The organism is Nocardia glycosmidis, assembly GCF_052545115.1.
On sequence record NZ_JBQWRH010000006.1, the window covers coordinates 94,126 to 119,687 of the forward strand.

The 25,562-nt window shown below is 65.2% G+C and carries 24 protein-coding genes and 1 tRNA gene; 9 read left to right on the forward strand and 16 right to left on the reverse strand.

Going from position 1 to position 25,562, the window contains the following annotated elements; all coding sequences use genetic code 11:
• Positions 1-11: 11 nt before the first annotated feature.
• The gene (locus ACT86A_RS09790; RefSeq protein ID WP_445091715.1) at positions 12-593 is read right to left on the reverse strand and encodes a TerD family protein; all 582 of its coding nucleotides are present in this window, start codon (positions 591-593) and stop codon (positions 12-14) included.
• A 263-nt stretch (positions 594-856) separates the two neighbouring features.
• On the opposite strand from ACT86A_RS09790, the gene ACT86A_RS09795 reads away from it, so the two are divergent.
• From ACT86A_RS09795 to ACT86A_RS09805, 3 genes are all read left to right on the forward strand, one after another.
• Positions 857-1,060 carry a hypothetical protein gene (locus ACT86A_RS09795; protein ID WP_445091716.1) on the forward strand — a complete coding sequence of 68 codons (204 nt, stop codon included), beginning with the start codon at positions 857-859 and terminating at the stop codon, positions 1,058-1,060.
• A gap of 36 nt (positions 1,061-1,096) precedes the next feature.
• Positions 1,097-2,047 carry a LysR substrate-binding domain-containing protein gene (locus ACT86A_RS09800; RefSeq protein ID WP_445091717.1) on the forward strand — a complete coding sequence of 317 codons (951 nt, stop codon included), beginning with the start codon at positions 1,097-1,099 and terminating at the stop codon, positions 2,045-2,047.
• A 120-nt stretch (positions 2,048-2,167) separates the two neighbouring features.
• Positions 2,168-2,692: a carboxymuconolactone decarboxylase family protein gene (locus tag ACT86A_RS09805; protein WP_445091718.1), complete on the forward strand. Its 525-nt coding sequence runs from the start codon at positions 2,168-2,170 to the stop codon at positions 2,690-2,692.
• 125 nt (positions 2,693-2,817) lie between these two features.
• Here the strand turns inward: ACT86A_RS09805 and ACT86A_RS09810 are convergent, their stop codons facing one another.
• The 3 genes from ACT86A_RS09810 to ACT86A_RS09820 form a co-directional block, all read right to left on the reverse strand.
• On the reverse strand, positions 2,818-4,218 hold the full coding sequence (locus tag ACT86A_RS09810; protein WP_445091719.1) for an MFS transporter: 1,401 nt from the start codon (positions 4,216-4,218) through the stop codon (positions 2,818-2,820).
• Positions 4,219-4,248: 30 nt separating this feature from the next.
• A complete protein-coding gene (locus ACT86A_RS09815; protein WP_445091720.1) occupies positions 4,249-5,766 on the reverse strand; it encodes an FAD-binding oxidoreductase in 1,518 nt (505 codons plus the stop codon).
• Between the two features lie 120 nt (positions 5,767-5,886).
• A complete protein-coding gene (locus ACT86A_RS09820; protein ID WP_445091721.1) occupies positions 5,887-7,173 on the reverse strand; it encodes an amidohydrolase family protein in 1,287 nt (428 codons plus the stop codon).
• A 347-nt stretch (positions 7,174-7,520) separates the two neighbouring features.
• Here ACT86A_RS09820 and ACT86A_RS09825 point away from each other — a divergent pair, with 347 nt between their 5' ends.
• The 5 genes from ACT86A_RS09825 to ACT86A_RS09845 all read left to right on the forward strand — a co-directional run bounded on the left by ACT86A_RS09825 (position 7,521) and on the right by ACT86A_RS09845 (position 12,824).
• On the forward strand, positions 7,521-7,718 hold the full coding sequence (locus ACT86A_RS09825) for a ferredoxin (RefSeq protein ID WP_445091722.1): 198 nt from the start codon (positions 7,521-7,523) through the stop codon (positions 7,716-7,718).
• 173 nt (positions 7,719-7,891) lie between these two features.
• Entirely contained in the window at positions 7,892-9,037 is a 1,146-nt protein-coding gene (locus ACT86A_RS09830; RefSeq protein WP_445091723.1) for a cytochrome P450, read from the forward strand.
• A 102-nt stretch (positions 9,038-9,139) separates the two neighbouring features.
• Positions 9,140-10,195, forward strand: coding sequence for a 2,5-dihydroxypyridine 5,6-dioxygenase NicX family protein (locus tag ACT86A_RS09835; RefSeq protein WP_445091724.1), 1,056 nt, complete (start codon positions 9,140-9,142; stop codon positions 10,193-10,195).
• Between the two features lie 181 nt (positions 10,196-10,376).
• Complete coding sequence (locus ACT86A_RS09840) at positions 10,377-11,780, forward strand: hypothetical protein (RefSeq protein ID WP_445091725.1); 1,404 nt, start codon at positions 10,377-10,379, stop codon at positions 11,778-11,780.
• A gap of 306 nt (positions 11,781-12,086) precedes the next feature.
• Positions 12,087-12,824, forward strand: coding sequence for an alpha/beta fold hydrolase (locus ACT86A_RS09845; protein ID WP_445091726.1), 738 nt, complete (start codon positions 12,087-12,089; stop codon positions 12,822-12,824).
• A 277-nt stretch (positions 12,825-13,101) separates the two neighbouring features.
• On the opposite strand, the gene ACT86A_RS09850 is transcribed toward ACT86A_RS09845, so the two are convergent.
• The 5 genes from ACT86A_RS09850 to ACT86A_RS09870 all read right to left on the reverse strand — a co-directional run bounded on the left by ACT86A_RS09850 (position 13,102) and on the right by ACT86A_RS09870 (position 17,403).
• The gene (locus ACT86A_RS09850; protein WP_445091727.1) at positions 13,102-13,344 is read right to left on the reverse strand and encodes a hypothetical protein; all 243 of its coding nucleotides are present in this window, start codon (positions 13,342-13,344) and stop codon (positions 13,102-13,104) included.
• Positions 13,345-14,041: 697 nt separating this feature from the next.
• On the reverse strand, positions 14,042-14,638 hold the full coding sequence (locus tag ACT86A_RS09855; protein ID WP_445091728.1) for an HAD family hydrolase: 597 nt from the start codon (positions 14,636-14,638) through the stop codon (positions 14,042-14,044).
• Positions 14,639-14,666: 28 nt separating this feature from the next.
• Positions 14,667-14,743 (reverse strand) — tRNA-Leu (locus ACT86A_RS09860).
• Between the two features lie 197 nt (positions 14,744-14,940).
• Positions 14,941-15,858, reverse strand: a complete 918-nt coding sequence (locus ACT86A_RS09865) for a ribonuclease Z (RefSeq protein ID WP_445091729.1) — start codon at positions 15,856-15,858, stop codon at positions 14,941-14,943.
• Positions 15,859-15,903: 45 nt separating this feature from the next.
• Positions 15,904-17,403: an amino acid permease gene (locus ACT86A_RS09870; protein WP_445091730.1), complete on the reverse strand. Its 1,500-nt coding sequence runs from the start codon at positions 17,401-17,403 to the stop codon at positions 15,904-15,906.
• A 333-nt stretch (positions 17,404-17,736) separates the two neighbouring features.
• Between ACT86A_RS09870 and ACT86A_RS09875 the strand changes: the two genes are divergently transcribed.
• Entirely contained in the window at positions 17,737-18,228 is a 492-nt protein-coding gene (locus ACT86A_RS09875; RefSeq protein ID WP_445091731.1) for an SRPBCC family protein, read from the forward strand.
• Positions 18,229-18,234: 6 nt separating this feature from the next.
• On the opposite strand, the gene ACT86A_RS09880 is transcribed toward ACT86A_RS09875, so the two are convergent.
• The 7 genes from ACT86A_RS09880 to ACT86A_RS09910 all read right to left on the reverse strand — a co-directional run bounded on the left by ACT86A_RS09880 (position 18,235) and on the right by ACT86A_RS09910 (position 25,462).
• Positions 18,235-19,182: a Ppx/GppA phosphatase family protein gene (locus tag ACT86A_RS09880; protein WP_445091732.1), complete on the reverse strand. Its 948-nt coding sequence runs from the start codon at positions 19,180-19,182 to the stop codon at positions 18,235-18,237.
• Positions 19,175-19,714 (reverse strand): DUF501 domain-containing protein, encoded by a 540-nt coding sequence (locus tag ACT86A_RS09885; RefSeq protein WP_445091733.1) that lies wholly within the window; start codon positions 19,712-19,714, stop codon positions 19,175-19,177. Before ACT86A_RS09885 ends, ACT86A_RS09880 begins: the two co-directional genes overlap by 8 nt.
• On the reverse strand, positions 19,711-20,307 hold the full coding sequence (locus ACT86A_RS09890; RefSeq protein ID WP_445091734.1) for an FtsB family cell division protein: 597 nt from the start codon (positions 20,305-20,307) through the stop codon (positions 19,711-19,713). The genes ACT86A_RS09885 and ACT86A_RS09890 overlap by 4 nt, the downstream gene beginning before the upstream one ends.
• A gap of 23 nt (positions 20,308-20,330) precedes the next feature.
• A complete protein-coding gene (gene eno, locus ACT86A_RS09895) occupies positions 20,331-21,617 on the reverse strand; it encodes a phosphopyruvate hydratase (protein ID WP_445091735.1) in 1,287 nt (428 codons plus the stop codon).
• 385 nt (positions 21,618-22,002) lie between these two features.
• Complete coding sequence (locus tag ACT86A_RS09900) at positions 22,003-22,728, reverse strand: lytic transglycosylase domain-containing protein (RefSeq protein ID WP_445091736.1); 726 nt, start codon at positions 22,726-22,728, stop codon at positions 22,003-22,005.
• A gap of 112 nt (positions 22,729-22,840) precedes the next feature.
• A complete protein-coding gene (locus ACT86A_RS09905; RefSeq protein ID WP_445091737.1) occupies positions 22,841-24,601 on the reverse strand; it encodes an ABC transporter ATP-binding protein in 1,761 nt (586 codons plus the stop codon).
• A 33-nt stretch (positions 24,602-24,634) separates the two neighbouring features.
• On the reverse strand, positions 24,635-25,462 hold the full coding sequence (locus ACT86A_RS09910; protein WP_445091738.1) for an ABC transporter permease: 828 nt from the start codon (positions 25,460-25,462) through the stop codon (positions 24,635-24,637).
• Between the last annotated feature and the right edge of the window lie 100 nt (positions 25,463-25,562).

Consider the following 25,562-nt stretch of genomic DNA (forward strand, 5'->3'; position numbering starts at 1 on the left):
CGCGGGTACCACTACTGCATAGCGAAGCGCAGCAGTGCCTGCTTATCACCTTGCTTGATCTTGCCCTTACGGTTGAGCACTTCGAGCTGCCACGCATCGCCGGAACGGAACGCCCGGGCGACCGCGTTGGCGTTGTCATTGCCGAGCAGCGACGGCCAGATGTCGGCGACCTGCTGGCTGCTGCCACCGGTCGAGTCGTAGACCTTGAACGAAATGTTGTTCGCCTTCTCGAACGAACTGCCCTTCTTGAAGGCCGCGGCGACGAAGATGATGGCGTCGATCGCGCCGGGCACATCCGCGAAGGTGACGTGCACCGTCTCGTCGTCACCGGAAGCGGCACCGGTCTGCTCGTCGCCGGTATGCACGACCGAACTGTTGCCCAATGGGTTCAACGAGTCCAGTCCCGCGAAACGCACGGGCTCGCTGCCCTGCATGAGAATCGCGATCAGGTCCAGGTCGACCCCGCGCTTGCGGCGCGCCCAGCCGAGCGCCCCACCGCTGGTGCCTCCCGACGGATCCCAGCTCACCCCCACACTGAGCTTGGTGATCCCCGCCAGATCCGCAGCGCCGTCTTCTTTTTTGAGCGTAATCATGGCCGCCAGGCTACCGGCGATTTCGGGACGCCGAGCGGCACAGCGTTACACCCGATCACGCTCGCGAATCACGCGAATGCGCCTCGCAGCGGTAGTGACGGTGAGCTCGTGCCGGCAGATGGAGCGGCGGCTGCGGTAGCGCCAGCGGCTGTGCCGGGGTGTATCAGTTCGGTGAACTTCCGCCGAAAGGTTCCCACTATTAGAATCTCGCTCTAGGATAGCGTTACGGAAAGGAAGTACCCCGGTGGGATCGGAGACAAGTCATGCGTGCAGGGGCGTATCACGGTGCGCGGGACGTTCGGATCGAGAAGGTCGAGGATCCCCGGATCGAGCACGCCGGTGATGTCATCGTCAAGACGATCACCACGTCGATGTGCGGCTCCGAGACGCTGGATGAATTACCCAGCGCAGCCGCACCGTTCGCCGACCGCAAGAACGGTTTCTCGAAGGTGGTAATCCGCCCTTGATACGTAATGGTCCGTTATAGAGACAAGGGGAACAATATGTTGGTCGACCGACTGAAGCTTCGGCAAGTCGTTCTCGCGGTGACTATTGCCGATTATGGCAGTATCGTCCGCGCGGCGGAGGCCCTGCACATCACACAGCCGGTCGTCACGCGTGGGCTGCGCGATCTCGAAGGTGTGCTCGGTGTCGAGCTGTTCCATCGCGGACCGCGCGGGATGTCTCCAACTGTTTTTGGAGAAATGTTTCTCGAGCACGGGCGAGCCATCTTGTCGCACGTACGCCAGGCTGATCAGCATTTGCACGAAATGGCTGACGCAACCGCCGGACGAGTGACCGTTGGGACACATTTGGCCGGCTCGAACATTCTTCTTCCGAAGGCAATTCATGCACTGAAGGAGAAGCACCCGGGTATCACTGTCGTCGTGCGGGAGATGACACCCGATCTGATGCGCTCGGCGCTCCTCTCGGGGGAGATCGACATCACGATCGGTCGCATCACGACTGGGTTGGCGCCAACCGGTCTGCGCCAAATCGGACTCTATTCCGAGCCGGTCCGCGCCGTCGCCCGCAAAGGGCATCCTCTGGTCGCAGGCAGAGACCCCAGCTTCGACGACCTTTTCGATTACCCGTGGATCATCCCACTTGATCAGACGATGCTGCGCCGAGAGTTCGAGATGCTGTTCGCTTCGCGCGAATTCAAACTTCCGCCGAATCGCATCGAGTGCACGTCGATTCTCACTCTGCGCAATCTCCTCGTCTCGTCCGATGCTGTCGCTGCTCTGCCCTTCCTCATCGCCGAGAGCGATTCGGCCCTGGAGATCCTGCCCATCCAGCTGCCGAAAATCACCAGCACGGTCGGTCTCACCGTTTCCGAGAATCGCCATCCGAGTCGGGGCGTTCGGCTTTTGATGGAACTGCTGCTCTCGACTGCTGAGGAGCTTCGGGGCAGGCTGAATTCGTATTCCAGAATGATGGCAGTTTCGATCTAGCCGAAACGTGAACTTATTCCACACAAGAGGGAAACACCGATGGAACACGGTCGCCTGCACTGGCCGACACCGCAGGAACTCGACGAATCGCGCCGGGCCTTCTACGAACGGATTCTCCGCGTGCCGACCGGTCCCCGCCCCGCCACTTTCCGGGTGACGGATGCGGATGGCCGCCTGGAGGGTCCTTTCAATGCCATGCTCTTGAATCCTGTAGTGGGTCACGGAATTCAAGAACTCGGGGACGCGGTCCGCAACGGTACGAATCTCACTGCCCGGCAACGGGAGATCGCCGTTTTGACAGTCGCGGCGCTGCACCGATCCGAATACGAATGGTATGCGCACGAGCGCCTCGGGCTGGCTATCGGGCTTACTCAGGACGAGATCGACACCATCCGCATGGACCAGAGCGTGCCGACATTCTCGGATGACGAGGCGATGGTGTACGCGATCACAGCGCGTTTGGTGAAAGAGCAGGACATCGAAGACGAGCTCTATGCAAGCGCTGTGGAAATACTCGGGATCGAAACGCTGTCCGACGTGGTTGTGCTGACCGGTTACCGAGAAATGCTCAGCCTTGTGCTGCGCGTTTGGCGCGCCCCGTTGCCCGAAGGGATCAGCCCGGCGTTCGCCGGCGACCACGAGTGATCGGCGAACTCTCCCGGGTTCGCCGGCCGGAGATCGGACAGCGGACCTGGGACCGCTACTCCAACCGTGGGCTTGTGGTGACCTCGCGGAGGGGCACCTGCCGTTACCCGGGTTACCAGCGCATCTCACGTGGATTCAACCTCGGGCAGCTTGTACAACTCGTCACTCCGCGTCTCCGGAAGTGCGAGGGCGCACAGCATGCTGACTACCGCCAGGCCCGCCAGCAGGATACTGAACACGAACCCGCCGAAAGCGGCGGTAATCGCAACGGCGAGGATCGGCACAATCCCGCCGCCGATGATCGTGGCAAAATTGTAACTCAAGCCCGCGGCAGTGTAGCGGTAGCGCGTATCGAACAGTTCCGACATATAGGCGCTCATCGGGCCCAATCCATATCCGTTGATGAACATTGTCACGGCGATCCCGACGCCGAACAAGAACAATGAACCACTGTCCAAGATCGGGAATAGCACCGGCGCCCATACGATTCCGAGGACGGTCGTCACAAGCACCACCCGGCGCCGACCGAATCGATCCGAGATCGCGCCGCCGACGAGAATTCCTAGCACGCTGCACAAGCCACCGAGGGTGCTCATCGACAGAACGACTGTCCGCCCGAGACCCAAGGTGGACGTTCCGTAATTTGTGAAATATGTCGCACCGGTGTATCCGAAGGCCGCGACGATGATCATCGTTCCACTAGCGAAAATAATCCGCAGTGGTTGCCGTTTCAATGCCTCGATGAACGGAACCCGGGTCGATGGCCCTCGAGCCATCTCCAATTCGAATACTGGCGTCTCAGTCATTCTCAACCGGATCCATAGTCCGACACCGATGAGCGCGAAGCTGGCAAGGAACGGGAGGCGCCAACCCCACCCTGCGAATGCGTCATCGCTCATTCCGATGCCGGCGACCAGAAAAGTCGCGGGGGCGAGGGCGAGCGCGAGTCCGCCCCCCAGCGAGGCGAACATCGCCCAGAATCCCCGCTTTCCCGCGGGGGCGTTCTCCGCGGCGAACAGTGCGGCGCCTGCCCACTCTCCTCCTGCCGCGAGCCCCTGCACAATGCGCAGGACCACCAGCAACACCGGTGCCGCCACGCCGATTTCGTTCGCAGTCGGGATCAGGCCGACCAGCACTGTCGACAGGCCCATCATGAGCAGCGAGGCGATCAGCGTTTTCTTGCGACCGAGCCGATCACCGAAGTGCCCGAACACGATTGCACCGATCGGCCGGGCAACGAATGCGACGCCGAGGGTGGCGAACGACGCGACCGTCGCGGCTGCGGTTCCCAGCGCGGGGAAGAAAACCTTGCCGAATACGAGCGCCGCCGCGAACCCGTAGATGAAGAAGTCGTACCACTCGATCATGCTGCCCACACAGCTGGCAGCCGCGACGCGCCACATCGACCCGGGCCTGGTCGGTGTGTCTGCGGCCGCGGGTGCGGAGCCATCCGTGGAGCCGGATAGTCGCGTCGGCCCGCACCCTAATGGATCTGCGTCGCCGATAGCGGGACGGTTCGACGTCATACCACTTTCTCCTGTCGCTTTCGGGCGCGGCTACACGATTCCGTAGCGGCTCGGTGCGATCAGGTGATCCGGATCGATCGTCGATTTGATTGCACTACAGACGTCTTTGAATACTTCTCGGCGCTGCATCTCGTCGCCGTGCAGGTGAATGGGCATGCGGGACACCGGCCAGCCTTCCGCCGCATAGGCGTCGGCGAGTGCAGTGACGCAAGCGACGGCCCGGCTTCGTTCCTCCGGGTTCGCGGAGTCGAACAAGACCATGTGCAGCGCACGCGCGAGGCGGCCCGCGCAAATGTACTCGACGACGAAATCGAAGCCGTGCTCGTCGAGAATCCGGCGCGACAACGCCTGATGCTCCGCGGCGACGCTGCCGATCAGCGGTGTACCGGGCGTCATCGAGGCTAGTCCGCCGCCACGCCAGTTGCGGATCCCGAGCTCGGAGGCAGTGGGCCTGCCCGTATACGTGTCGAGGTGGATGCGTAGTTTCGGATCACTCGAGATGGTCTCATGATCCAGATAGGTGGCCTTTCCGCCGGCCAGGAAGTGTTCGCGCACGCGTGTCAACTGCGCCTCGGCGGCGCCCTCATCGGCCGCGTACACCGCACCCGTCACAGTCCAAGCGCCCCAGTTGTGTCGCCGGCGCAGTTCGGCGCGCGCCGCGTTGTCGAGCGACGACGCCCCGCCCGCGAGATCCTCGGGAAATCGCATCTCGGTGCCGAGCGAGTACAGGTCACTGGTGACCTTGATCGCGGTAGGAACGGCATTGCTGAGCTTCAACGGACGAACCAGCTCGATGATCTCGGCCAGATCCTCGTCTTCGGGATAGCTGAACCCGAAGGCCCGAACCACGGGAGGCCGCTGGAGCAGCCAGATGCCCATTTTCGTGACAATGCCGAGGTTCGACTGGACGAACAGTCCGTCGAGTACCGGCCCGAGGCCGTACTTCGAGAGATGCCAGGACTTGGCACCGGAAACGGACCCGTCGCCGGTGCGCAGGACGCGGCCATCGGGAAGGACAACCTCGAAGCCGCAACTGTTGCCGAAGTGGTCTCCGGCCGGGGTGTAGCCCGCCCCCTTGTCGAGGGTGTTGCCGAGGGGACCGCCCAGCGGTGGACCACTCGTCGTGTCGAGCATGAGCCGATCGCCGCGCTGGAGCAGTTCGTCGTGCAGCTGCTGGTAGGTCACGCCAGGCTCGACGACCACGTAGTTGAGCACGTCGTCCACGTGGAGTATCCGATTCATCCGCCGCCCGAGGTCGACTATGACCTGACCATGCCGCGCCGCCGCGGCCGACCCCATGCCGATGTTCTGACCGGTGCTCAGGGGGCAGAGCTCGATCTTGTGGCGCGCGGCCAGGCGGACCAGGGTCTGGACATCGCCGGTGGATCCGGGGTAGGTGACCAGGACCGGCGGAATGTCGGGGCCCGGAAGTCCGTGAGCGCCATACCTGGCCAATGTCTGTTCGTCTCGAGTCGCGGCGTCCGGACCGAGCTCACGCCGTACGTCTGCTTCGTACCGCTCCAGGCTGGTGTCGATTACGATGCTCATCAGGTTCGATTGCCCTTCTCCGCAGTCTGGCCGCCCGATCGAGGTGGCGGCCGGTTACTCTGTGGGTATCCGTCCCACGCGTGCCGGTCGGCTTGAATTGGCTTGTCGCGCTGGAGGCGATCAGGTACCGAGCGGTCCGGAGCCGTCAGATCCATCCCACTCGTCGACGTACAACTTATGCCGATCGGGGATCACCTTGGACAGTTCCTCGCGGCTGAACGCGACGCCACCGACGATGGTGTGCCGGACCTTCGCCAAGTCCTTCAGGTTGTGCTCCGGCGATCCATCGATGAGGACGATGTCGGCACGCTTGCCTGTCTCGAGGCTGCCGATTTCCTTCTGACGCCCGACGATGGCCGCACCGCCGCGGGTGGCCGCCTCGAGTGCGTCGAGCGGCGATGCACCACCAAAGGTATGGAGCAGGTGAGCTTCGAGGACCATCGTGCCGAGCGTGTCGGTGCCCAGCCCGATCCGTACACCCGCCTCGACGGCGTTGGAGATCGTCTCGCGGTGTACTTCCCACAGGGCGGCGTATCGCGGCTGCCAAGCTCGCCCCCAGTAGGTGCGGCTGTTCTCGTAGTAGCCGGACAGCGTCGGAACCATCGAGATGTTGCGCTCGACCATGGCTTTTGCTTGATCAGGCTGCAGGTAGATTCCGTGTTCGATGGTGTCTACACCGGCTTCGATACACCACTCGATTGTGCGGGTTCCGATGGCATGTGCGGCGATCGGGAGCCCGCACTCGTGCGCCGTCTCCACAGCGATATCGATCGCTTCCCGGCTGTACCAGTTGGTGGTCAGCTCGTTGCCGGGCGGATTCGGAAGGTCCTCGTTGCTGGCGATGATCTTGATCAGGTCGGCGCCTTCATGCGCCTGTCTGCGGATCGCGACCACCAGATCCTGGATTCCGTTCACCCGTTCCGCGACGAAATCAGCATGCCCGTAGGGCATTCCGAGTGCGGCGCCGGACACGGTGGCGGTCGGCCCGACGATCATTCCAGAGTCGATGGCGTCGCGAACATGCAGTCGGGAATGATCGTCGTGACCGAGGTCGCGCACACTCGTTACGCCCTCGCGCAGCATGTTGAACGCGGTTCGCGTCGACCTCAGAGCATCCAGTGCCGGCGGGCCGAGGATCTCGGGCCCCACCGTGCCGCCGCAACGTCGGTAGTGAAAATGCATGTGGGCGTTGACCAGACCGGGGAGGGCCACCAAGCCATTGGCGTCGATAACGGTGACACCGGGCTGCGCACGATAGTCCTCCGCGGGACCGATTCCGACGATCGTGTCACCCGAAATTCGGATGACGCCGTTTCGGATAACGGTGCTCGTATCATCGAGAGTGAGGATACGCGCACCGGTGATTACCAGCTCTCGGTCGGACTTGCTCTCGTGCGGAGTCAGCATGACTAGAGAATCCCGCAGTTTTCGAAATAGCACCAATACCCATCTGCAACTGACCTATGCCAAATCGTCGCCGTCGGGGCTCTAGTTGCTCTGACGTGCCGCTGAACTGGGCCGATGGCCGACCACCTCGCCGGTATGCCCATAAAGGCATATGCCCGGGACGAATCCCTATTGGACGGAAAGAAAATCGCGGGTCTAGCATCGGCACCAAAGGTCCCGGATTATTCGGACGTTCCCTCAGGAATGCTCGCCGTGTCCTCTGTTCAGCCCTGACCACCCGGGCGCCGATATGTGCCCGCGAGGCCCGCAAGTCTCGTAGCGGAGTGGGACACCGAAGGAGTTTGCGAATGTCCATGCACCTGACCCTCGACCGCGAGCGGTGCACCAGTTGCGGCTACTGCCTCATCGCCGCACCTGAGGTTTTCGACCTGGACGACGACGCCAAAGCCGTTCTACTGCAGACAGACCCACCCGAGGACTTGCGCCTCGCGGTCGAACAAGCCATCAATGACTGCCCGGCTGATGTTATCACCGTGCGCAGCTGAGAATTACCGCCGGCAGTCAACCGGGCTTGTCGACTACCCGACCACGCCGAAGAGCCTCGGGGCAACGCTGCGTGCTGTTCGAATCGCAAGTTCCCGAGTGTACGCAGCAGCCATGCGAAGTAAATCGCAAATCCCGCAAGATCCAGGAGCGTGGTATGAGTAGGAATATCGACGTGGATTTCGACCACCACGCGGCGGACATGGGTGAGCACAACATTTGGGAAACCTATGCGGAGCTGCGTTCTCGCTGCCCGGTAGCGCATTCGAAATCGCACGGCGGATTCTGGATCCTTACGCGCTACGAAGACGTCATCGCAGCGGCGCGCGATCACAGAACATTTTCCTCCGCGAACGGGGTTCGAGTTCCTGAGGTCGGTCACTCGATTCCGATCGACTTCGATCCCCCCATACACACCGCCTATCGCGCACTCTTCACCTCGGCCTTCACTCCGGAGAAGATCACGGGGCTGGGGCCGCTTGTCCGCAAGACGATCAAGCAACTTCTCGGTGACCTTGCCGAAGCGAAGTCGGCCGACTTCGTCGACACTGTCGCCGCGCCACTGCCGCTACGGGTACTCTCCGAACTCATCGGATACTCCGAAAGCACTGTTTCCCAGTTCCGTGAACTGACCCAGGCATCCTTCGACGAGGCTGCTACACGGCCTCTTCACGAGGCCCGAAATCCGCTCCGCGACCTGATGGCCGAGGAAATCGCAGCACGCCGGGCCGACCCGAAGCCCGACTACATCACAACACTGCTGAGCGCGGAAATCGACGGTCGGCCGATAACTGATGAAGAACTCATCAGTACTCTGACCACATTCGCCATCGCCGGCCACGAGACGACCGTCAATGCGCTGTGCAATGTCGCTTATCTCCTCGGCTCGTCGCCTGATCTCCAAGAGCAGATTCGAAATGATCCCGCCATCATTCCGCGTTTTGTCGAGGAGTCGCTGCGGCAGCACAGCCCTGCCCATTTGTTCGCCCGGACCACCACGCGCGAAGTCCAGGTTCGCGACGTCGTCATCCCGGCTGGTGAGTCGGTGCTGCTTGCCTACGGCTCCGCCAACCGAGACGAAGAAAAGTATCCAGGCGGCGCCGAGGCCGACGTCTCCCGGGGCGCGCGCGGACACCTCGCCTTCGGCGCCGGAATACATCAGTGCGTCGGTGCCCCCATTGCCCGCACCGAACTGCGCATACTCCTCGAAGAATTGCGTGAACTACCGCGAATAAGGCTCGATGGTGCGCCGGAGTACACCGGCCTCGAAGGCGGGGCAAATTTGGGTTTCCGCCGATTGCCGGTGCGGCTGGGTGACTGATACTCACGTCGTCTGCCTACCCGCGGGATATGGAGTGCCGAAGCAGTCGCAACCATCGCGGCAATATGAACTCGAAGTCTACTGAGAGAAAGCGTGATCTAGATGTCCCTTGTGCACCAGGTTCAGTTGGCCGGCCTGTTCCGGAAGAATCTCGAACAGTGCGCGGTCAAGCCCGGAGAGACCGTGGCTCTGCTGACCAACCTTGATACTCCGCGTGATTATGTCGCCGCGGCGTCGCATGCGTTGAAGGAACTCGGGGCTTTCGCCTTCGAGCTCGGATTCAGCTCATTGCCCGACCCCAGTCGCGTAGCCGCCGACGGCATCACCGGCGCGGAAGGGATCATGTCGGCGCTCAAGCAGTGCCAGCTGGTGGTCACCTTCCACCCGCCGAACTTCGCCAGTTGGTCGCGTCAGCTGCGGGACGCCGGCGTGCGGATTCAGACCATCATGGATGGTCCGGTGGAGTTGGAGAAGCTGCTTTCCCCGCCGGGATTGAAACCGGCCGTGCTGCAGGCCGCGGAGCTGTGGGCGGGTGCTCGTGAGATCACGTTGCTCAACCAGGCGGGCACCGAGCTGACCTGGACGCGCGGTGAGCTCAGGGTGAAATCGCAGTACGGCTTCGCCGAAGAGCCGGGCCGGATGGATTTGTGGGGTGCGGGTCACATCACGAACTGCCCGGATGAGGGCAGCGCCAACGGGACAGTGGTGATCCAGCCCGGTGACATGTGGATTCTGCCCTTCGCGCGGATCGTGGAGTCGGAGATCCGCTTGGAGGTCCGCGACGGTTTCATTCGCAAGGTCGAAGGCAGCGCCGATGCGCGCGAGTTCAGGCACTGGCTCGACCGCAACAAGGTCTCCGAGGACGACATGGACCCTTACGCCATCTCGCATCTCGGTTTCGGCCTGCACCCGAACGCGCACCGCGACTACATCTTCCACGTCAACGCGCAGCTGAACCGGCTCACCGCGGCCGCGCGTGTCTACGCGGGCAACTTCCTGTTCTCCACCGGCCCCAACACCGAACACGGTGGCACGCGGTCGACCAAGGGACACATCGACATCCCCATGTCCGACTGCACCGTGCTGCTCGACGGCAAAGCCGTACTCGAGGATGGCAAGTTCACCGACGAGCGGTTGGTCGTCGAGCCGACGATCTGACCCGGTCGAGGCAGGCGCAGCTGCCGTGGCCGGCCGACGAAGGCCTGAGCCGGCCACAACGAACCTCGAGAAGACGACAAGTGCAAGCGCCCGAGTGGACCGTGTCGGGGCCACAGCCATCGGTCACGAGCTCGTGACCGTCCAGGGTGGCCAGGCGGCCACAACAGAGAAGAGATGCGACATGTGCAGCGAGAACCTGCAGGAATTCATCGACCGAACAACCGATCTGGTAAGCCACCTGTACAACGACGTCAAGCCCATGCACTCCTCGCGAGCGGTGCGGGCCGACCCGGTGCCGCAGGTGTTTTCGAACTGGCGCGATGAGCAGACGGCGGCCGCGGAGACAGCGGTTCTCCTGCATCAGTCACACAACATGCCAGCGCTGTTCGTCAAAGGCTCGGGTGCATTCGCCCTCCTGAACTCGATCGCGATCAACAGTTTCAAGAACTACTCGATTGATCGGGCCAAGCAGTTCATCGCCTGCACGCCCAGCGGCCACCTCATCGGCGACAGCATCCTCTACCGGCACGGCGAAGAGAGTTTTGAGCTCGTAAGCGGTGCGCCGGTGCACAATTGGGTGGAATATCAGGCGAAACAGGGTGGCTACGACGTCGAACTCTTCCGCGATGAATCCACCAACAACAACCCGCGCGGTACCCGTGTCAGGTACCGGTTCGAGTTGGCCGGGCCAAATGCCGAGACGATCTTCGACCGTTTGGTGCAAGGAAAGACACCGGAAATCCCGTTCTTCCGCCACCAGCTCGTGCGCATTGGCGAACACGACGTCATGGCACTGCGGCACGGCATGACAGGTTCTTTCGCGGTTGAACTTTCCGGGCCGTTCGCCGAAGAAGAGTCGGTTCACTCGCTCGTTCTGGAAGCCGGCAAGGACTTCGGTTTGAAGCAGATGGGGATGACCGCCTACTACAGTAACCTGACCAGCGGCTGGATGCCGTATCCCGTACCTGGGATACTCACCGATCCAGAACTGAAGGATTACCGCCGGACGTTGCCTGCAAATACCTACGAGGCGAACTTCGAGCTGGGTGGCAGTTTCGTCGGCTCGAATATCGAGGATTACTACGCGACGCCTTACGATTTCGGCTACGGGAACGTGATCAAGTTCGATCACGACTTTCACGGACGAGAAGCACTCGCCGGCCTGCCCGAGGAGGCCAAGCGAACCAAGGTGACGCTGGTATGGGATCGGGAAGATGTCGCACGGGTTCTGCGGTCTCAGTTCGGATCGCAACCGCGATACAAGGCCTTCACGTTCCCCATCGTGAACTACGCCTGGAGCCAGCACGACGAAATTCGCTCCCTCGGGGGAGACCTGATCGGCCTGTCACGCCACGCGGCCTACCAGAATCCGCTGGGTGACGTCCTATCGCTCGCGGTAATAAACCATGGACACGCGGAGATCGGCTCCGAAGTCGTCATCACTTGGGGCGAGCCCAATGGAGGTTCCCGTAAGCCCCAGGTCGAGCGGCATGAGCAGACCACCATCCGGGCAAGGATCGCACCCGCGCCGTACGACAGAGACGCGCAGCGGATTTCGTCGGCACCACGGAGCGTGACTCGGTAGCGAGGATATTCACAACGCTGAGATCGCCTGGGCCACAGAATTGCTGCCGTATGCCGAACGCCCGCGCGTCAGCGATCCCGCAGAGACCTCGTCGCCGATGACCACGGGCAGGGACACCGGCCTCGAGACCGATTCTTTTTGAGCGTAATCATGGCACCGGGCTATCGGCGATTTCGTTGCGCCGAGCAGTGCGGCATCACACCGGATTACAGGCGCGAATTGCGCGAATGTCGTGTCCTCCGCAGTATCCGCACCCCGTAACCCGGTTCCTCCAGCAGCGTCAGCCACTGCGCTACCGTGTCAGGTATGACAATCGTCTTCGTGCACGGCAATCCCGAGACTGATGCCATCTGGGGTCCGCTGCGAGCCGAACTGGGCCGCGACGACACGGTCTGCCTGTCCCCGCCCGGGTTCGGTGCGCCGCTGCCGGACGGATTCGGCGCCACGATGCTCGAATACCGCGATTGGCTGGTGCGCGAGTTGGAGGCGATCGGTGAGCCGGTCGACCTGGTCGGTCACGACTGGGGTGGCGCGCATGTGGTCAATGTCGCGATGTACCGGCCGGATCTGCTGCGCAGCTGGGTCAGCGATGTCGTCGGGTTGTTCGACCCGGACTACGTATGGCACGACCTCGCGCAGATCTGGCAGACGCCGGTCGAGGGCGAGAAACTCGTCGCCGACATGATGAATGCCCCGTGGGAGACACGGGTGGAACGCACCGTTCAGCTCGGTATGCCCGCCGACGTCGCCGAGGCGGTTGCCGCCGCGCATTGCGACGAGATGGGCCGCGCCATGCTGTCGCTGTATCGCTCGGCCGCCCAGCCCGCGATGGCGGAGCTGGGCAAGAACCTCGAAGCTGCCGCCACCCGCCCCGGCCTGCACATCGTCGCCACCGAGGACGCCTACGTCGGCGTCGGCGATCAGCGTATTCGCGCCGGGGAACGCGCGGGCGCCCGGACCGCCCGCCTGGCAGGCCTTGGGCACTGGTGGATGCTCCAGGATCCGGCCCGAGGTGCCGCCGTGCTCGCAGACTTCCTCGGCTAGTCGAGCGCGGCTTCGACGCGGTTTCACCCGCCCCTTCGCCTGGTCGGCGGTCGGTCCGGGGATAAGGTCGCGGCGGGGCCACGCGCCACGAAACACCGCCGGGCGCCCAACAGCCACTGCTCGAGCGCAGACGCTCGGCGCTGCCCCTGGATGACCTGCACATTTCGGCGAAAGCCTATAGATTGCATCATGATTCGGTGGCCATCAGAGGCCGATTCCCCTGGTCGTCGGTTAGGCACCTCTCCGGCGTCTTCAGCGCACTCAGGGGGCTTACCGGTTACTCGGGTAATCCGAGGCCATTGGCCAGAATCGGCCAAGATCGGTAGAACGCGTCCTGCCAATAACCCCACGAATGGGTGCCTGCGGGCTCGAAGTCGAAGGTGGCCGGAATCCGCAGTTGGTTCAGCCGGTCCTGCAGGTTGTGCGTGCACCAGTTGGTGGCGGCCTCGATGACACCGCCTATGACAAGCTGATTGGCCAAGCCGTACGGCGTCTTGTTCAGCGTGAAAGGGCTGTCCATCGTGTCGTGATAGCCCGGCACGCCACTGCCGGTTGGCCCGTGAGGCTTAGGGGAGCCCACATCATGTGGACTCCCCTCGGACTCGGCCCGGCTCGAACGGGCTGCCAACCCCTCCAAACGGGGCGCATTCATCCGGAGCCAGCGCGCCTTGGGCGAGGACGTTCGCGAACGTTAGCCGCTGATCCCCGCGACGGACAAACGCTTTAACAAGTGTCCGTGGCAGTACTAACCTGCCTAAGGTCCGACGTCAAGGCTCCAGTGCAGCCAAAACGTCAAGGATCAAGTGAAGCCCGACATTCGCACCACGTGCGGCGCGCTCGATGCGGTATCCCGGTCGTCCTGAATGTGGGTGGCATCGCTGCAGGCGGTGCACGACGTCCTGGCATGCGGCTGGAAACGGTTGCGGTTCAACGGTTCCTGTCGGATGAATCCCGTAGGGTGGATGCACCTCCAGCCGAGGGGCGGTGGACTTGGTCCACACACCGCGCCCAGGAAGGAGGTGGTGGGGATGGCGAAACATCGCCGGAGAAAGAGCAAGGCCCCGGTCGATTACGGCATCGTCTTGGTCGGTGCTGCCGTGATCGCCGGGGCGCTCATGCTGGTCCGCCGAGTGTGGACTAGCTAACCCACCAGGTGGGGCCGTCATACGGGGCGGTCCCACCGCTCAGCATCACTCGCGTGACTCCAGAATTCTAGATTATGCGGCTGTGATGCGTCTACGGCCTGCCGATCGGCTGCAGAGGGCAACCCTGGCAATAGCTCGGCCATCGTGTTGATGGTCGCGGTTGGTTGCCACCGGGCGAACCATTCGGCCTTGCCAGGCTTGTTGACGAATACGATGACAGGGGGCGTGTGCCGCTTGGATGTCGGTGATCGAATCGCCGACGAACACGCACTCGTCCGTCGTCACGCCGAGTGTGTTGATGGCTTGCTGTAGGAGGTATGGCGTCGGCTTTAGCTGCTGGACATCCGCCCCACTACGGGCGAAGATTCCGGCGAACTCGAGGCTGCGGGCATCGAGGGAGATCTGGATCGCTGTGGCCGAGTTGTTGCTGACGATGGCGACGGTGTGCGATGGGCTCGCAGCGGCGCGAATCACACTGTGGACGTATGAGGTTTGGCGGGCTGTTCGGACGGTTTCAACTTCGATCGCGACGAACGCAGCCTCGATGCCGTTTGTTGTCCTGGCGGCGAAAGCCCTCGCGACGGTCGCGGACGCAATGAACCGGGGGCGCTCGCAGCTGCTGCGGACCCACTGCGGACTGAGGGCGGCAACTCGGGCGAAGTGAGCCACGAAGAAGAAGACTTACCTGGCGGTTTTGTGGTGCCCCCAGTCGGACTCGAACCGACACTGGGCGGATTTTAAGTCCGCTGCCTCTGCCAATTGGGCTATAGGGGCTTCCTGGACAGCGTACCGAGTCGTACGGCTGTACCGGAATTCCGACAATTCGTCGGGGTGGCGGGCGTCTGCCGTGGCCGGCCGGGTGGCTCGGGCAGGCGTCCCAGAGGATTAGATCGGCGGTGGCGGGCTGGTGTTACCGTCCGCCGCCGGGCTGGGCGCGGAAATTTGGCTGGGCGCGTGTCGGTCTCGGTATGTCAGCGACGGGGCGGCAGTGGAATTCGGGCGAGGTCGGTGGCGATGTGCACCTCACCGGGGAAGTACTTCGCGGCTTCGGTCAGGTGCTCGTCGAGATCGCGGTAGCGCTGGGAGAAATGGGTGAGGACCAGGGTGCGGACCCCGGCGTCGGCCGCGGCTCGGGCGGCCTGGCCCGCGGTGAGGTGACCGTATTCGGTGGCGAGTTCTTCGTCGGCGTCCAGGAAGGTTGCCTCGATGACGAGCATGTCGACGTCGGCGGCGAGTTCCTGGACGCCGGCGCACAGCCGAGTGTCCATGACGAAAGCGAAGCTCTGGCCGGGCCGCGGCTCGCTGATCTCGTCCAGAGTGATTGTGCGACCGCCGAACTCGACGCTGCCGCGCCGTTGGAGTTCGGAGATGACCGGGCCGCGCAATCCGAGGGCGCGCAGCCGGTCGGGCAGAATCCGCCGACGTGGCGGTTCGCTGAGCCGGTAGCCGAAGGTGTCGACCGGGTGTGAGAGCCGGACCGCAGTGACCGTGAACGGCGCCTCGGGCACATCCACGACGCCGGGGCCCATCACGGGGCACGGCCGAAGCTCGGCTCGGTGATAGTAGGAAGTCGCGTTGACCAGCCGGTCGTAGTACGCGGCGCCCGAAGCCGGAAACCACACGTCGACCGGATGTGGCACCCGGTCGAGGTTGATCCGCTGCACCACCCCGGCCAGCCCGAGACTGTGGTCGCCGTGGAAATGGGTGATAGCGATCCGCGTAAGCCCCGTGACGGAGACACCGGCATAAGTCATCTGCCGCTGCGTCCCCTCTCCCGGATCGAAAAGGATTGCCTCGTCATCCCACCGCAGGAAATATCCGTTGTGGTTTCGCTGTTTCGTCGGAACCTGGCTAGCGGTCCCGAGAACAACCAACTCACGCTGCGACACCGCGCCAGGCTATCCGCCGACACACTCGATAGACCGAACGGGGCGCTAACTCACCGCGGTCTTCCCGAGCACGGAGTTACGCCGGGAGTAGCCGAAGTAGACGACGAACCCGATCACCATCCACACCAGGAACCGCAACCAGGTCTCTACCGACAGGTTCAGCATCAACCACAGGCACGACAGCACGGCGAGGACGGGAATCAGCGGCACGAGCGGGACGCGGAAACCGCGCGGCAGGTCGGGCCGGGTGCGACGCAGGATGAGCACACCCACCGACACCAGCACGAACGCGAAGAGCGTCCCGATATTGACCATCTCTTCCAGCGTGCCGAAGTCGACGAAACCGGCCAGCAGGGCGCACACGACGCCCACGAGCACGGTGATGCGAACCGGCGTGCCGTGCCGACCGGTGTGTGCGAGCTTGCGCGGCACCAGGCCGTCGCGCGCCATCGCGAACAACACCCGGGTCTGCCCGAGGTACATCACCATCACAACCGTGGTGAGCCCGGCGAGGGCGCCGATCGAGATGATGTTCTTCGCCCAGGTCACACCGTGAATCGCGAAGGCCGTGGCCAGTGTGGCGTCGTTGCCGGACAGCTCGGTGTACGACACCATGCCGGTGAGCACCAGCGATACCGCGACGTACAGCACGGTGACGATGAGCAGCGAGCCCAGAATGCCGCGTGGCACCGCGCGCTGCGGGTTCTTGGTCTCCTCGGCCGCGGTGGCGACGACGTCGAAGCCGATGAATGCGAAGAACACCAGGCTGGCCGCGGCGAGCAGGCCGTACCAGCCGAAGTTGCTGTGCCCGGCGCCGGTCAGATACGAGAACAGCGATTGCCGCAGCCCCTCGCCGCGCTCGCCGGTCTGGGATGGCGGGATGTACGGCGACAGATTCGAGGACTTGAAGTAGGTGCCCCCGACGACCAGCACGAGTGCGATCACGCCGAGCTTGATGGCCACCGCCACCGCCGACACCCGCGAGGACACCTTGGTGCCAGTCGCGAGCAGCACGCCGAGCATCGTGATCAGCAATACCGCGCCCCAGTCGAAGCTCACCGGACCGAAGTGCGCGATCGGCGTGGTGCCGAGCACCTCACCGAGGTACTGCGACCAGCCTTTCGCGACCACCCCGGCGGCGAGCGCGAACTCCAGGGTCAGGTCCCAGCCGATGATCCAGGCGACGAGCTCGCCGAAGGTGGCGTAGGAGTAGGTGTACGCGCTGCCCGCCACGGGAACGGTCGAGGCGAACTCCGCGTAGCACAGCGCGGTCAACCCGCAGGCGATCGCGGCGAAGACGAACGCGAGCGAGACGGAAGGCCCAGCGACCTCGCCCGCGGTGCGTGCGGTGAGCGTGAAGATCCCCGCCCCGACCACCACGGCAACGCCGAAGATGGTGAGGTCCCAAGCGGTCAGGTCCTTGCGGAGTTTCGAGTCGGGCTCGTCGGTGTCACGGATCGACTGCTCGATGGACTTGGTACGCAATATGCCGGCCCATCGAGACGAGACCGTACCCGTCTCGGCTTGTGGCCTTGGGTTCGTCACGGCTTCTCCTTCATCAGCGCTGATGTGCATGTCTTCGGTACCCGGCGGCGCGTCGCGGTACGCCCGCCACGAAACGAGTCGTCTACTTCGGCATTACCGGAGCGGTCGTGGCGCGCGGGGGACTGAGCATCCGTGGCGCTTTCGATTCCCCGCGATGTTGCCGTATCAACCATCTACTGACAATTTCACGACCAGCGGCTTTTCGAGCATATTCGTTTGTTCTGTTCAGGAATTTGTCGCGGGTTTGCTTCCGGCACGACCGGGCACTCCGCACCAGGAGAGGCCGAACAGCGCGATCGCCCCGATCCCCGTACTCGAGAAAGCATTGTGCTGATGGTTCACGTGGAAACCATTATCCCGACATCACCCGAGCGGATCTTCGCTATCTTGGCCGACGGGTGGCTGTTCTCGGCCTGGGTGGTCGGCGCGACGCACATCCGCGAGGTCGATGACGATTGGCCCGCGGTCGGCTCCAAGCTGCACTACAGCGCAGGTGTGTGGCCGTTGACCGTGGACGATACGACCGAGGTGGTCGCGATGGCCCCGCCGCGCATGCTCGAGCTGGAGGCCAAGCTGCGGCCGCTCGGCTCGGCGTGGATTCGCCTGGAACTCGTCGCCACGGCGTCCGGCGACACCGAGATCCGCATGTACGAGCACTCGAAACACGGGCTCGGCGCTCTGATACCCACCACCGTCCAAGAACTACTGCTGGTACCGCGAAACAAGGAATCGCTGTCCAGACTCGCCGATATCGCGGTCGGCAAGGCGCGACGCGCCGCGACGCGCGGCGAAGTCGGTGCGGGCCAGGACGTCCCGACCACCTGACGCGGCTCAGGCGATGGACAGGGCGATACCGTCGAGAATGTCGTGTTCGCTGACGACCAGCTCGGAAATGCCCGCGCGACGGAACAATTCCTCCGCCAGCACCTCGGTGATGACCGCCCCGCCGCCGATCACGTCGACCCGGCCCGGATGCATCGGGCCGAGCGCCGCGCGCTGGTCGTGGTCCATGGCGATCAGCCTGCCGCAGACGTCGTGCACCTGGTTCAGGCTGAGCCGGGTGAGGTGGACCTTCTCCGAGTCGTATTCCGGGAGATCCAGTGCCACCGCGGCGAGGGTGGTCATGGTTCCGGCCACGCCGACCCAGGTGTGCGCTCCTTCCACGGGCACATGGGTGAACGCCTCCGCGAGCCGCTCGCCGGCGAAAGCACGTGCGGCGGCGATCTGCTCAGCGGTCGGCGGATTGCCCGCCAGGCAACGCTCGGTGATCCGGACGCACCCGATATCGGCGGAGAACGCGGCCCGCACGCCCGCGCTGTCGCCGAATACCAGCTCGGTCGATCCTCCACCCAGATCCACGACCACGAAAGGCGCTGCCGCGCTGGACAATTCGCCGATGGCGCCGGAGAAGGACAGCCGCGCCTCCTCGTCACCGGTGATCACCTCAGCTTCGGCGCCCGCCACCACGGCGCCGAGTTCGGCGCGCGCCATGGCGAAGAAATCTTCCCGGTTGGCAGCGTCCCGGGTGGCGGAAGTGGCCACCATGCGCACACGGCCGACCTCCGCCTCGCGCATCAGCGTCACGTAGTCGGCCAGCGCGGCGCGAGTGCGTTCGATCGCCGCCGGGGCGAGCGAACCGGTCGCGTCGACGCCCTGGCCGAGCCGGACGATACGCATCTCCCGGTGCACGTCGGCCAGGCGTCCATCGCCGAGCACATCGGCGATCAGCAGGCGGATGGAGTTCGTGCCACAGTCCACGGCGGCTACCCGGTTACTCATTGCTGCCTCCAGTCTCTCGCGGACCGGCCGGTTGATACTTCGGCCAGTCGTGCGGAATCGCGGTGCCGCGCAGTCCGTGCTCGGCGGCCAGCGCCACCGACTCGTCGCCGAGCGGGTTCACGCCCGGGCCCTTGGCCAGCGCGTGCGCGATCAGCACGTGCAGACACTTGACCCGCTCGGGCATTCCCCCGCCGGTGAAATCGGTACCGAGCGATTCGATCTCGTCGCGCTCGGCCAAGTAGCTCGCATGGGCGGCGCGGTAGGCGGCGGCCAGTTCCTGGTCGGCGCCGAGCCGTTCGGTCATCTCGCGCATCACACCCGCCGATTCCTGTCGGCTCGCCTCCGCCGTGAGCCGCGGATCGGTCAGGTAGTAGAGCGTCGGGAAGGGGGTGCCGTCCGGCAGGCGCGGCGCGGTCTTCACAACGGCCGGGATCCCGTCCGGGGTGCGATAGGCGATGGCGAGCACGCCGCGCGGCGCGCGGCCCAGCTGCTCGGCGATGGTCGCGAGATCCTGGTCGGTGGGTGCGGTCACCTGGATCCTTCCGATACTTGCGGTGGCGTGGACGTCGGCTGCGGCTCGGAGATGCTGCGCCACAATTCGGTGTACCAGGGGTCCGGTTCCCTGGCTCTGGTCGGCGCCGGAGGCGGGGCGGGCGCCTCGATACCGGGCACCTGCACGATATAGGGCGTCTCTCCCGGCATCACCAGACGAAGCCGATCCCGCGCCTCGCTGCGGATGTAAGCCGGATCTTGCTGCTGCGCGCGACGATCGCGCAACCGGGCCAGGTCCGCGTCCAGCACCTCGCGCTGCTGCGCCAGCTGCGTCGCTTCGGCGCGCTGGGTGAAATACGTGCGCATCGGCACCGCGAGAGTGAGCGCGAGCGCGCACACCACCATCGCGAGGATCACCGCTCTGCCGGTGGACAACCCGAAGATGGTGTATTCGTGCTGGTCGGCAGAGGAATTCGGGCCGCGCTTGCGCGGCCCCGGCTTTTTCTCCGCGGAATCCGACCGTCGGCGGCCGCGTTTGGGCGCGGCATCGGCCGGACGTGATCCGGGGGCGTGCGACGTGCGGCGGTCCCCTCGTCCGGCTGGACTGGTCCCACGCGCACGTCGCTCCGTCATGTCATGCCTTTACTAACTCGAGATCAGCCTTCGAACGCGAACCGCGGGAACGCGACGTCACCGGCGTAGCGTGCCGAATCGCCGAGGGCGTCCTCGATCCGCAGCAGCTGGTTGTATTTGGCCACGCGCTCGCTGCGCGCGGGGGCGCCGGTCTTGATCTGACCGCTGCCGACGGCCACCGCGAGATCGGCGATGGTGGTGTCCTCGGTCTCGCCGGAGCGGTGCGACATCATGGTCCGGTAGCCGTTGCGGTGCGCCAGCTCGACCGCGTCCAGGGTCTCGGTGAGCGTGCCGATCTGATTCACCTTCACCAGCAGCGCGTTGGCGGCGCCCTTGGCGATGCCCTCTTCCAGGCGCTCCGGATTCGTGACGAACAGGTCGTCGCCGACGAGCTGGATCTTGTCGCCGACCTGGTCGGTCAGGGTCACCCAGCCGTCCCAGTCGTCCTCCGACAGCGGGTCCTCGATGGACACCAGCGGGTAACCGGCCAGCAGCTCGGCGTAGAACTGCGCCATCTCCTCGGCGGTCCGCGCCACGCCCTCGAACTGGTAGCCGCTGCCCGAGGTGTAGAACTCGGTCGCCGCGACGTCCAGCGCGAGCGCCACATCGCTCCCCAGCTTCAGACCTGTCTTGCCGATGGCTTCGCTGATCAGGTCGAGCGCCACCTTGGTGCCGGCCACATCGGGCGCGAAACCGCCCTCGTCGCCGAGGCCGGTAGCCAGGCCCTTGGACTTCAGCACCGACTTGAGCGCGTGGTACACCTCCGCACCCCAGCGCAGCGACTCCTTGAAGGTGGGCGCGCCGATCGGGGCGACCATGAACTCCTGGACGTCCACGCCGGTGTCGGCGTGCGCGCCGCCGTTGAGGATGTTCATCATCGGGACCGGCAGCACGTGCGCGTTCGGGCCACCGAGATAGCGGAACAATTCGAGCCCCGAGGACTCGGCCGCCGCGCGCGCCACCGCCAGCGAGACGCCGAGCAGGGCGTTCGCGCCGAGGCGGGACTTGTCCTGGGTACCGTCCAGGTCCAGCAGCACCTGGTCGACGGTGCGCTGCTCGACGGCGTCCAAGCCGATGACGGCCGGGGCGATCTCGTCGAGCACGCCTTCCACCGCCTTGCGCACACCCTTGCCGCCGTAGCGCTCACCGCCGTCGCGCAGTTCGACCGCCTCGTGCTCGCCGGTGGACGCGCCGGAAGGCACAGCGGCCCGGGTCAGGGTGCCGTCGTCGAGAGCGATCTCGACCTCGACGGTGGGGTTACCGCGCGAATCCAGGATCTCGCGAGCTCCGACCTGTTCGATGATGGCCACGAAAACGACACTCCTTCGGCTGCTGACACGGTGGGTACTACGGGATTGGCCGTGCGTTGCGAGCCTATCGTCCTCGCGGCGCGGGAGGTAACCGGCACTCCGAGCAACCCCAGCGGTGCGAGCGACGGGTCCGAAGGCGGAAGCTCGCCCAACCACGCAGAGCCCAAGCGAACACCGCAACCAAACACCGCGCGAGCCACGGGCCCGAAGGCGGAAACTCGCGTAATTACGCAGGACCCCCGCGAGCACCGCAACCAAACAGTGCGAGCATCCGGCCCAAAGCGGAAACTCACGCAGCCACACAGGACTCGAGCGAGCACCGCAACCAAACACCGCGCGAGCAACCGGGCCGGACAGCGAGCGCCCGCTGATCGGGCACAGCCGATCAGACTCGGCGCCCGACGCTGTAGCCGGCGGCCCGATCGCGCACTGTGAGCAGGTAGCCGCGCGACTGGTTGTAGGTCAGCAAGGCCCGTTGCCAACCGAGCTCGGAGGTGAGGTCGCCACCGCTGGCGCACAGATAGCGCGCGGCGGTGAGCGCCGCGTCGTCGATGCTCTGTGGGTCGGCGACGCCGTCTCCGTTGGCGTCGACGCCCCAGCGCTTCCAGGTTTCCGGAATGAACTGCAACGGGCCGACGGCGCGCTCGTAGCTGGGGTCGCCGTCGAGTGCGCCGCCGTCGGTGTCCTTGATCAGGGCGACGCCGGGCGAACCGTCCAGCGGGACACCGACGATGGGTGGGCGGACCGCGCCGTCGTCTCCGACCGAGGAGCCACGGTGGGTGCCGTGCCCGCTCTCCACGCTGCCGATGCCCGCGAGCGTTGTCCAGGCGATGCCGCAGTCGGGACGGGCCCTGGTCATCACGGCCGCGGCGTAGCCGTATGCCTGCAGCGCGGTCGAGGGGATGGCGAGCCGGTCGGCCTGCTCGTCGGCCCAGGGGCGCAACTGGAGGGCGGCGCGGCCGGGGGCGTCCAGATCGATGACGGGCACCGGAGTACCGGGACCGGGCGGAATGCCCTCGGGAATCGGCGGGCGGTCGATCCCGCAGCCGGCGAGTCCGAGGAGCACCACTGCGGCGGCCGAGGCGCCGGTCTTCTTCAACACCTCTCCCATGATCCAGACGGCGACCGGCGCGCACGGCTATTCGGTGACCGAGACCACTGCGCGCGTGTCGGGTGCCCATTGGCCCGCAGCCGTCGAGCGTGGCCGAACTGCATACCGCCGCTCAGACCAGCAGCTCGCTGGTCGCCGTGTGGGTCGGGGCGGCGAGCACCGTTCTGGTGCAGCCGGATTCGACGACGCGCCCGTGATCGAGGACCAGCAATCGCGGGCAGTATTCGGCGACCAGGGCCATATCGTGGGTGATGATCAACAGAGCGGTGCCATGCTCGGCGCGGATGCGGTCCAGCAGGGCCATGATCGCGGCGGCGCTGGCATGGTCGAGCGCGGAGGTGATCTCGTCGCACAGCAGCACGGCGGGTTCGGCGGCGAGAGCTCTGGCCAGTGCGACGCGCTGGCGCTGGCCACCGGACAGTTCGTGCGGATATCGGGCCGCCGAGTCCGCGGAAAGCTCGACCGACGCCAGGAGATCGGCGATGTGCCGCGGGATGTCCCGTCGCGGGACGCGCCCGATCCGACGAAGCGGACGACCGAGCGTTTGCGCCACGGTACGCCGCGGGTTGAGCGCCGATCGGGGATTTTGCGTAACCAGCTGGATACCGCCCGCGCCGTGGCGGATTCGTCTGTCCGCCCCCACTGCGATCGGCTTCCCCCGCAGTTCGAGCGAACCGGTCGCGCCGCGATGCAATCCCGCGATGACCCGCGCCAGGGTGGTCTTGCCCGCGCCGGAAGCTCCGACCACCGCGAGCGCCGTACCCGCATCGAGCGCGAGATCGACGCCGGTGAGCGTCTGGTGTCCGTCGACCGACGCCCCGATTCCCCTGGCACGCAAGACGACCTCGGGGACGGCTCGGCCATTGTGCTCGGCGGCCCGCAGCCGCGTCACGCCGAGCGCGTCTCCAGGTTGCTCGCGATCCGGAGCCGATTCCCCGCAACGGCAGTCGCATACCGGTCCACCACCGCATTCCTCGAGCATCGACCGTGGTGCGGTGTGATCGGCATCCGTCGGGTCGACCGCGAGCAGTACCGCCGGTGCCGCTGAGCGATGATCGGATTTCACGACTACGCCGGAAGCCGGTGCCGACCTGGTATTTCCGATGCGCAGCACCTGGACCGGAGGGGGGTTGGGCGCGAACGCCGGTAAGACGGCCCCGAGTTCGACCACATTGTCGGCGATCGAGTGCACGAGTGCGGTGTCGTGACCGGAGAGCAGGATCGCTGCCGACCGTTCACGGGCGAGCTCGGCCAACCGGCCGGCGATATCGGTGCGCAACGCGCCGTGCAGCCCGGCGAGCGGTTCGTCGAGCACCAGCACAGCGGTCCGCCGAATCAGCGCTCTGGCCAGTGCGACGCGACGCTGCTGACCACCGGAGAGCTCGCCAGGGCGGCGGTGCAGGTACTCCGGCGACAGGCCGACCAGTTCGAGCGTCTCGGCCAGTGCGGCCTTGGATGCGTCCGGCGCCACCTCACGCAGCAGGGCGCGCACGCGCAGCAGCGGGTTCAGCGCCGAGCCCGGGTCTTGCCCGACGTAGGCGATGTGCCGTCGCCGAAACCGGCGCAGTGCATCCGGATTCAGCGCGAACACGTCGTGGCCCGCGACCGAAGCCGAGCCGTTGGCCCGCGCCCCAGCGGACGGCAGGTGCCCGAGCAGCGCACGCATCACCGTGGTCTTGCCCGACCCGGACGGACCGGTCAGTGCGGTGACGGTGCCCGCCGGTATCCGGAAGGTCGTGGGACCGGCCAATTCCTGCCCGTTCGCGCCGACGACGGTCAAACTGTCGACCAGTACGAGGTCACTCATCGCCACACACCGCATCGGTGCGCGGTCGGGCGACACTTCGGATTCCCTCGTGACGGCGATGTCCATTCCCGGTCCCCTTGTCTCCGGTCCACTCGGCGTTCATTCCCGCTCCCCTCGTCCGAATGCCGACACGGCCAGGTTCACGCTCACCGCGACGATCGCGATCGCCAGGCTCGGCGCCAGCACGGCCCAGGGATTGAGCAGCATGCCGGAGGCGTTGTCACGCACCATGACCGCCCAGTTGCTCGCGCCCAGCGTGGTCGGCAGATTCAGGAACGATGCGGTGGCGACCAGGTAGATCCCCACCACGAATCGCAGACCCAGCTGAGTCGTCAGCACTTCGCGCAGATTCGGGATCACCTCCCGGAAAACCAGATAGGGCAGCGACTCGCCCGCCGCCTGCGCGCTTTCCACGTATCCGGACGTGGCGACACCGGCAGCGGCCGCCGCGAAGATCCGTGCGCAATAGGGAGCCCCGAACAGCAGCGCCAACACGATCAGTCCGACGCTGCCCGCTTCCGGCCACGAGGTCAGCACGAGCAGGATGCCCAGGACAGCGGGCAGCAGGATGAAGAAGTCGGTGCCGAGTTCGATCACCGCGCCGATCCGCGGGCGCAGGACCGCCACCACGCCGAGCACACACGCCGACCCGGTCACCAGCACCGCGATTACCGCCGACGACAGCAGCAATCCCCAGCCGCCGTCCAGCAACTGGCTGAGCACATCGCGACCGAGCCGGTCGGTGCCGAGCACCGCGCCGCCGCCGGGATCGCCGAACGGCATCCCGATCGCCTCCTCGGCCGAATGCGGCGCGAGCATCGGCCCCAGTGCCGCCAGCGCGGTGACCAGCAGGGCGGGCGCGACAGCCAGCAAGCTGAGCCGCCGCCGCGCGGGACTCGCGATATCGCTCGAATGCAGACCGATCATCGGCCGACCTCCCCGGCCATGAAGGTCTCCGCCCGAAGCTGCTCGCAGGTTTGGCGCACACACCCAGGCTCAGCGATGATTGCGTCACCCGCTCCGGCGT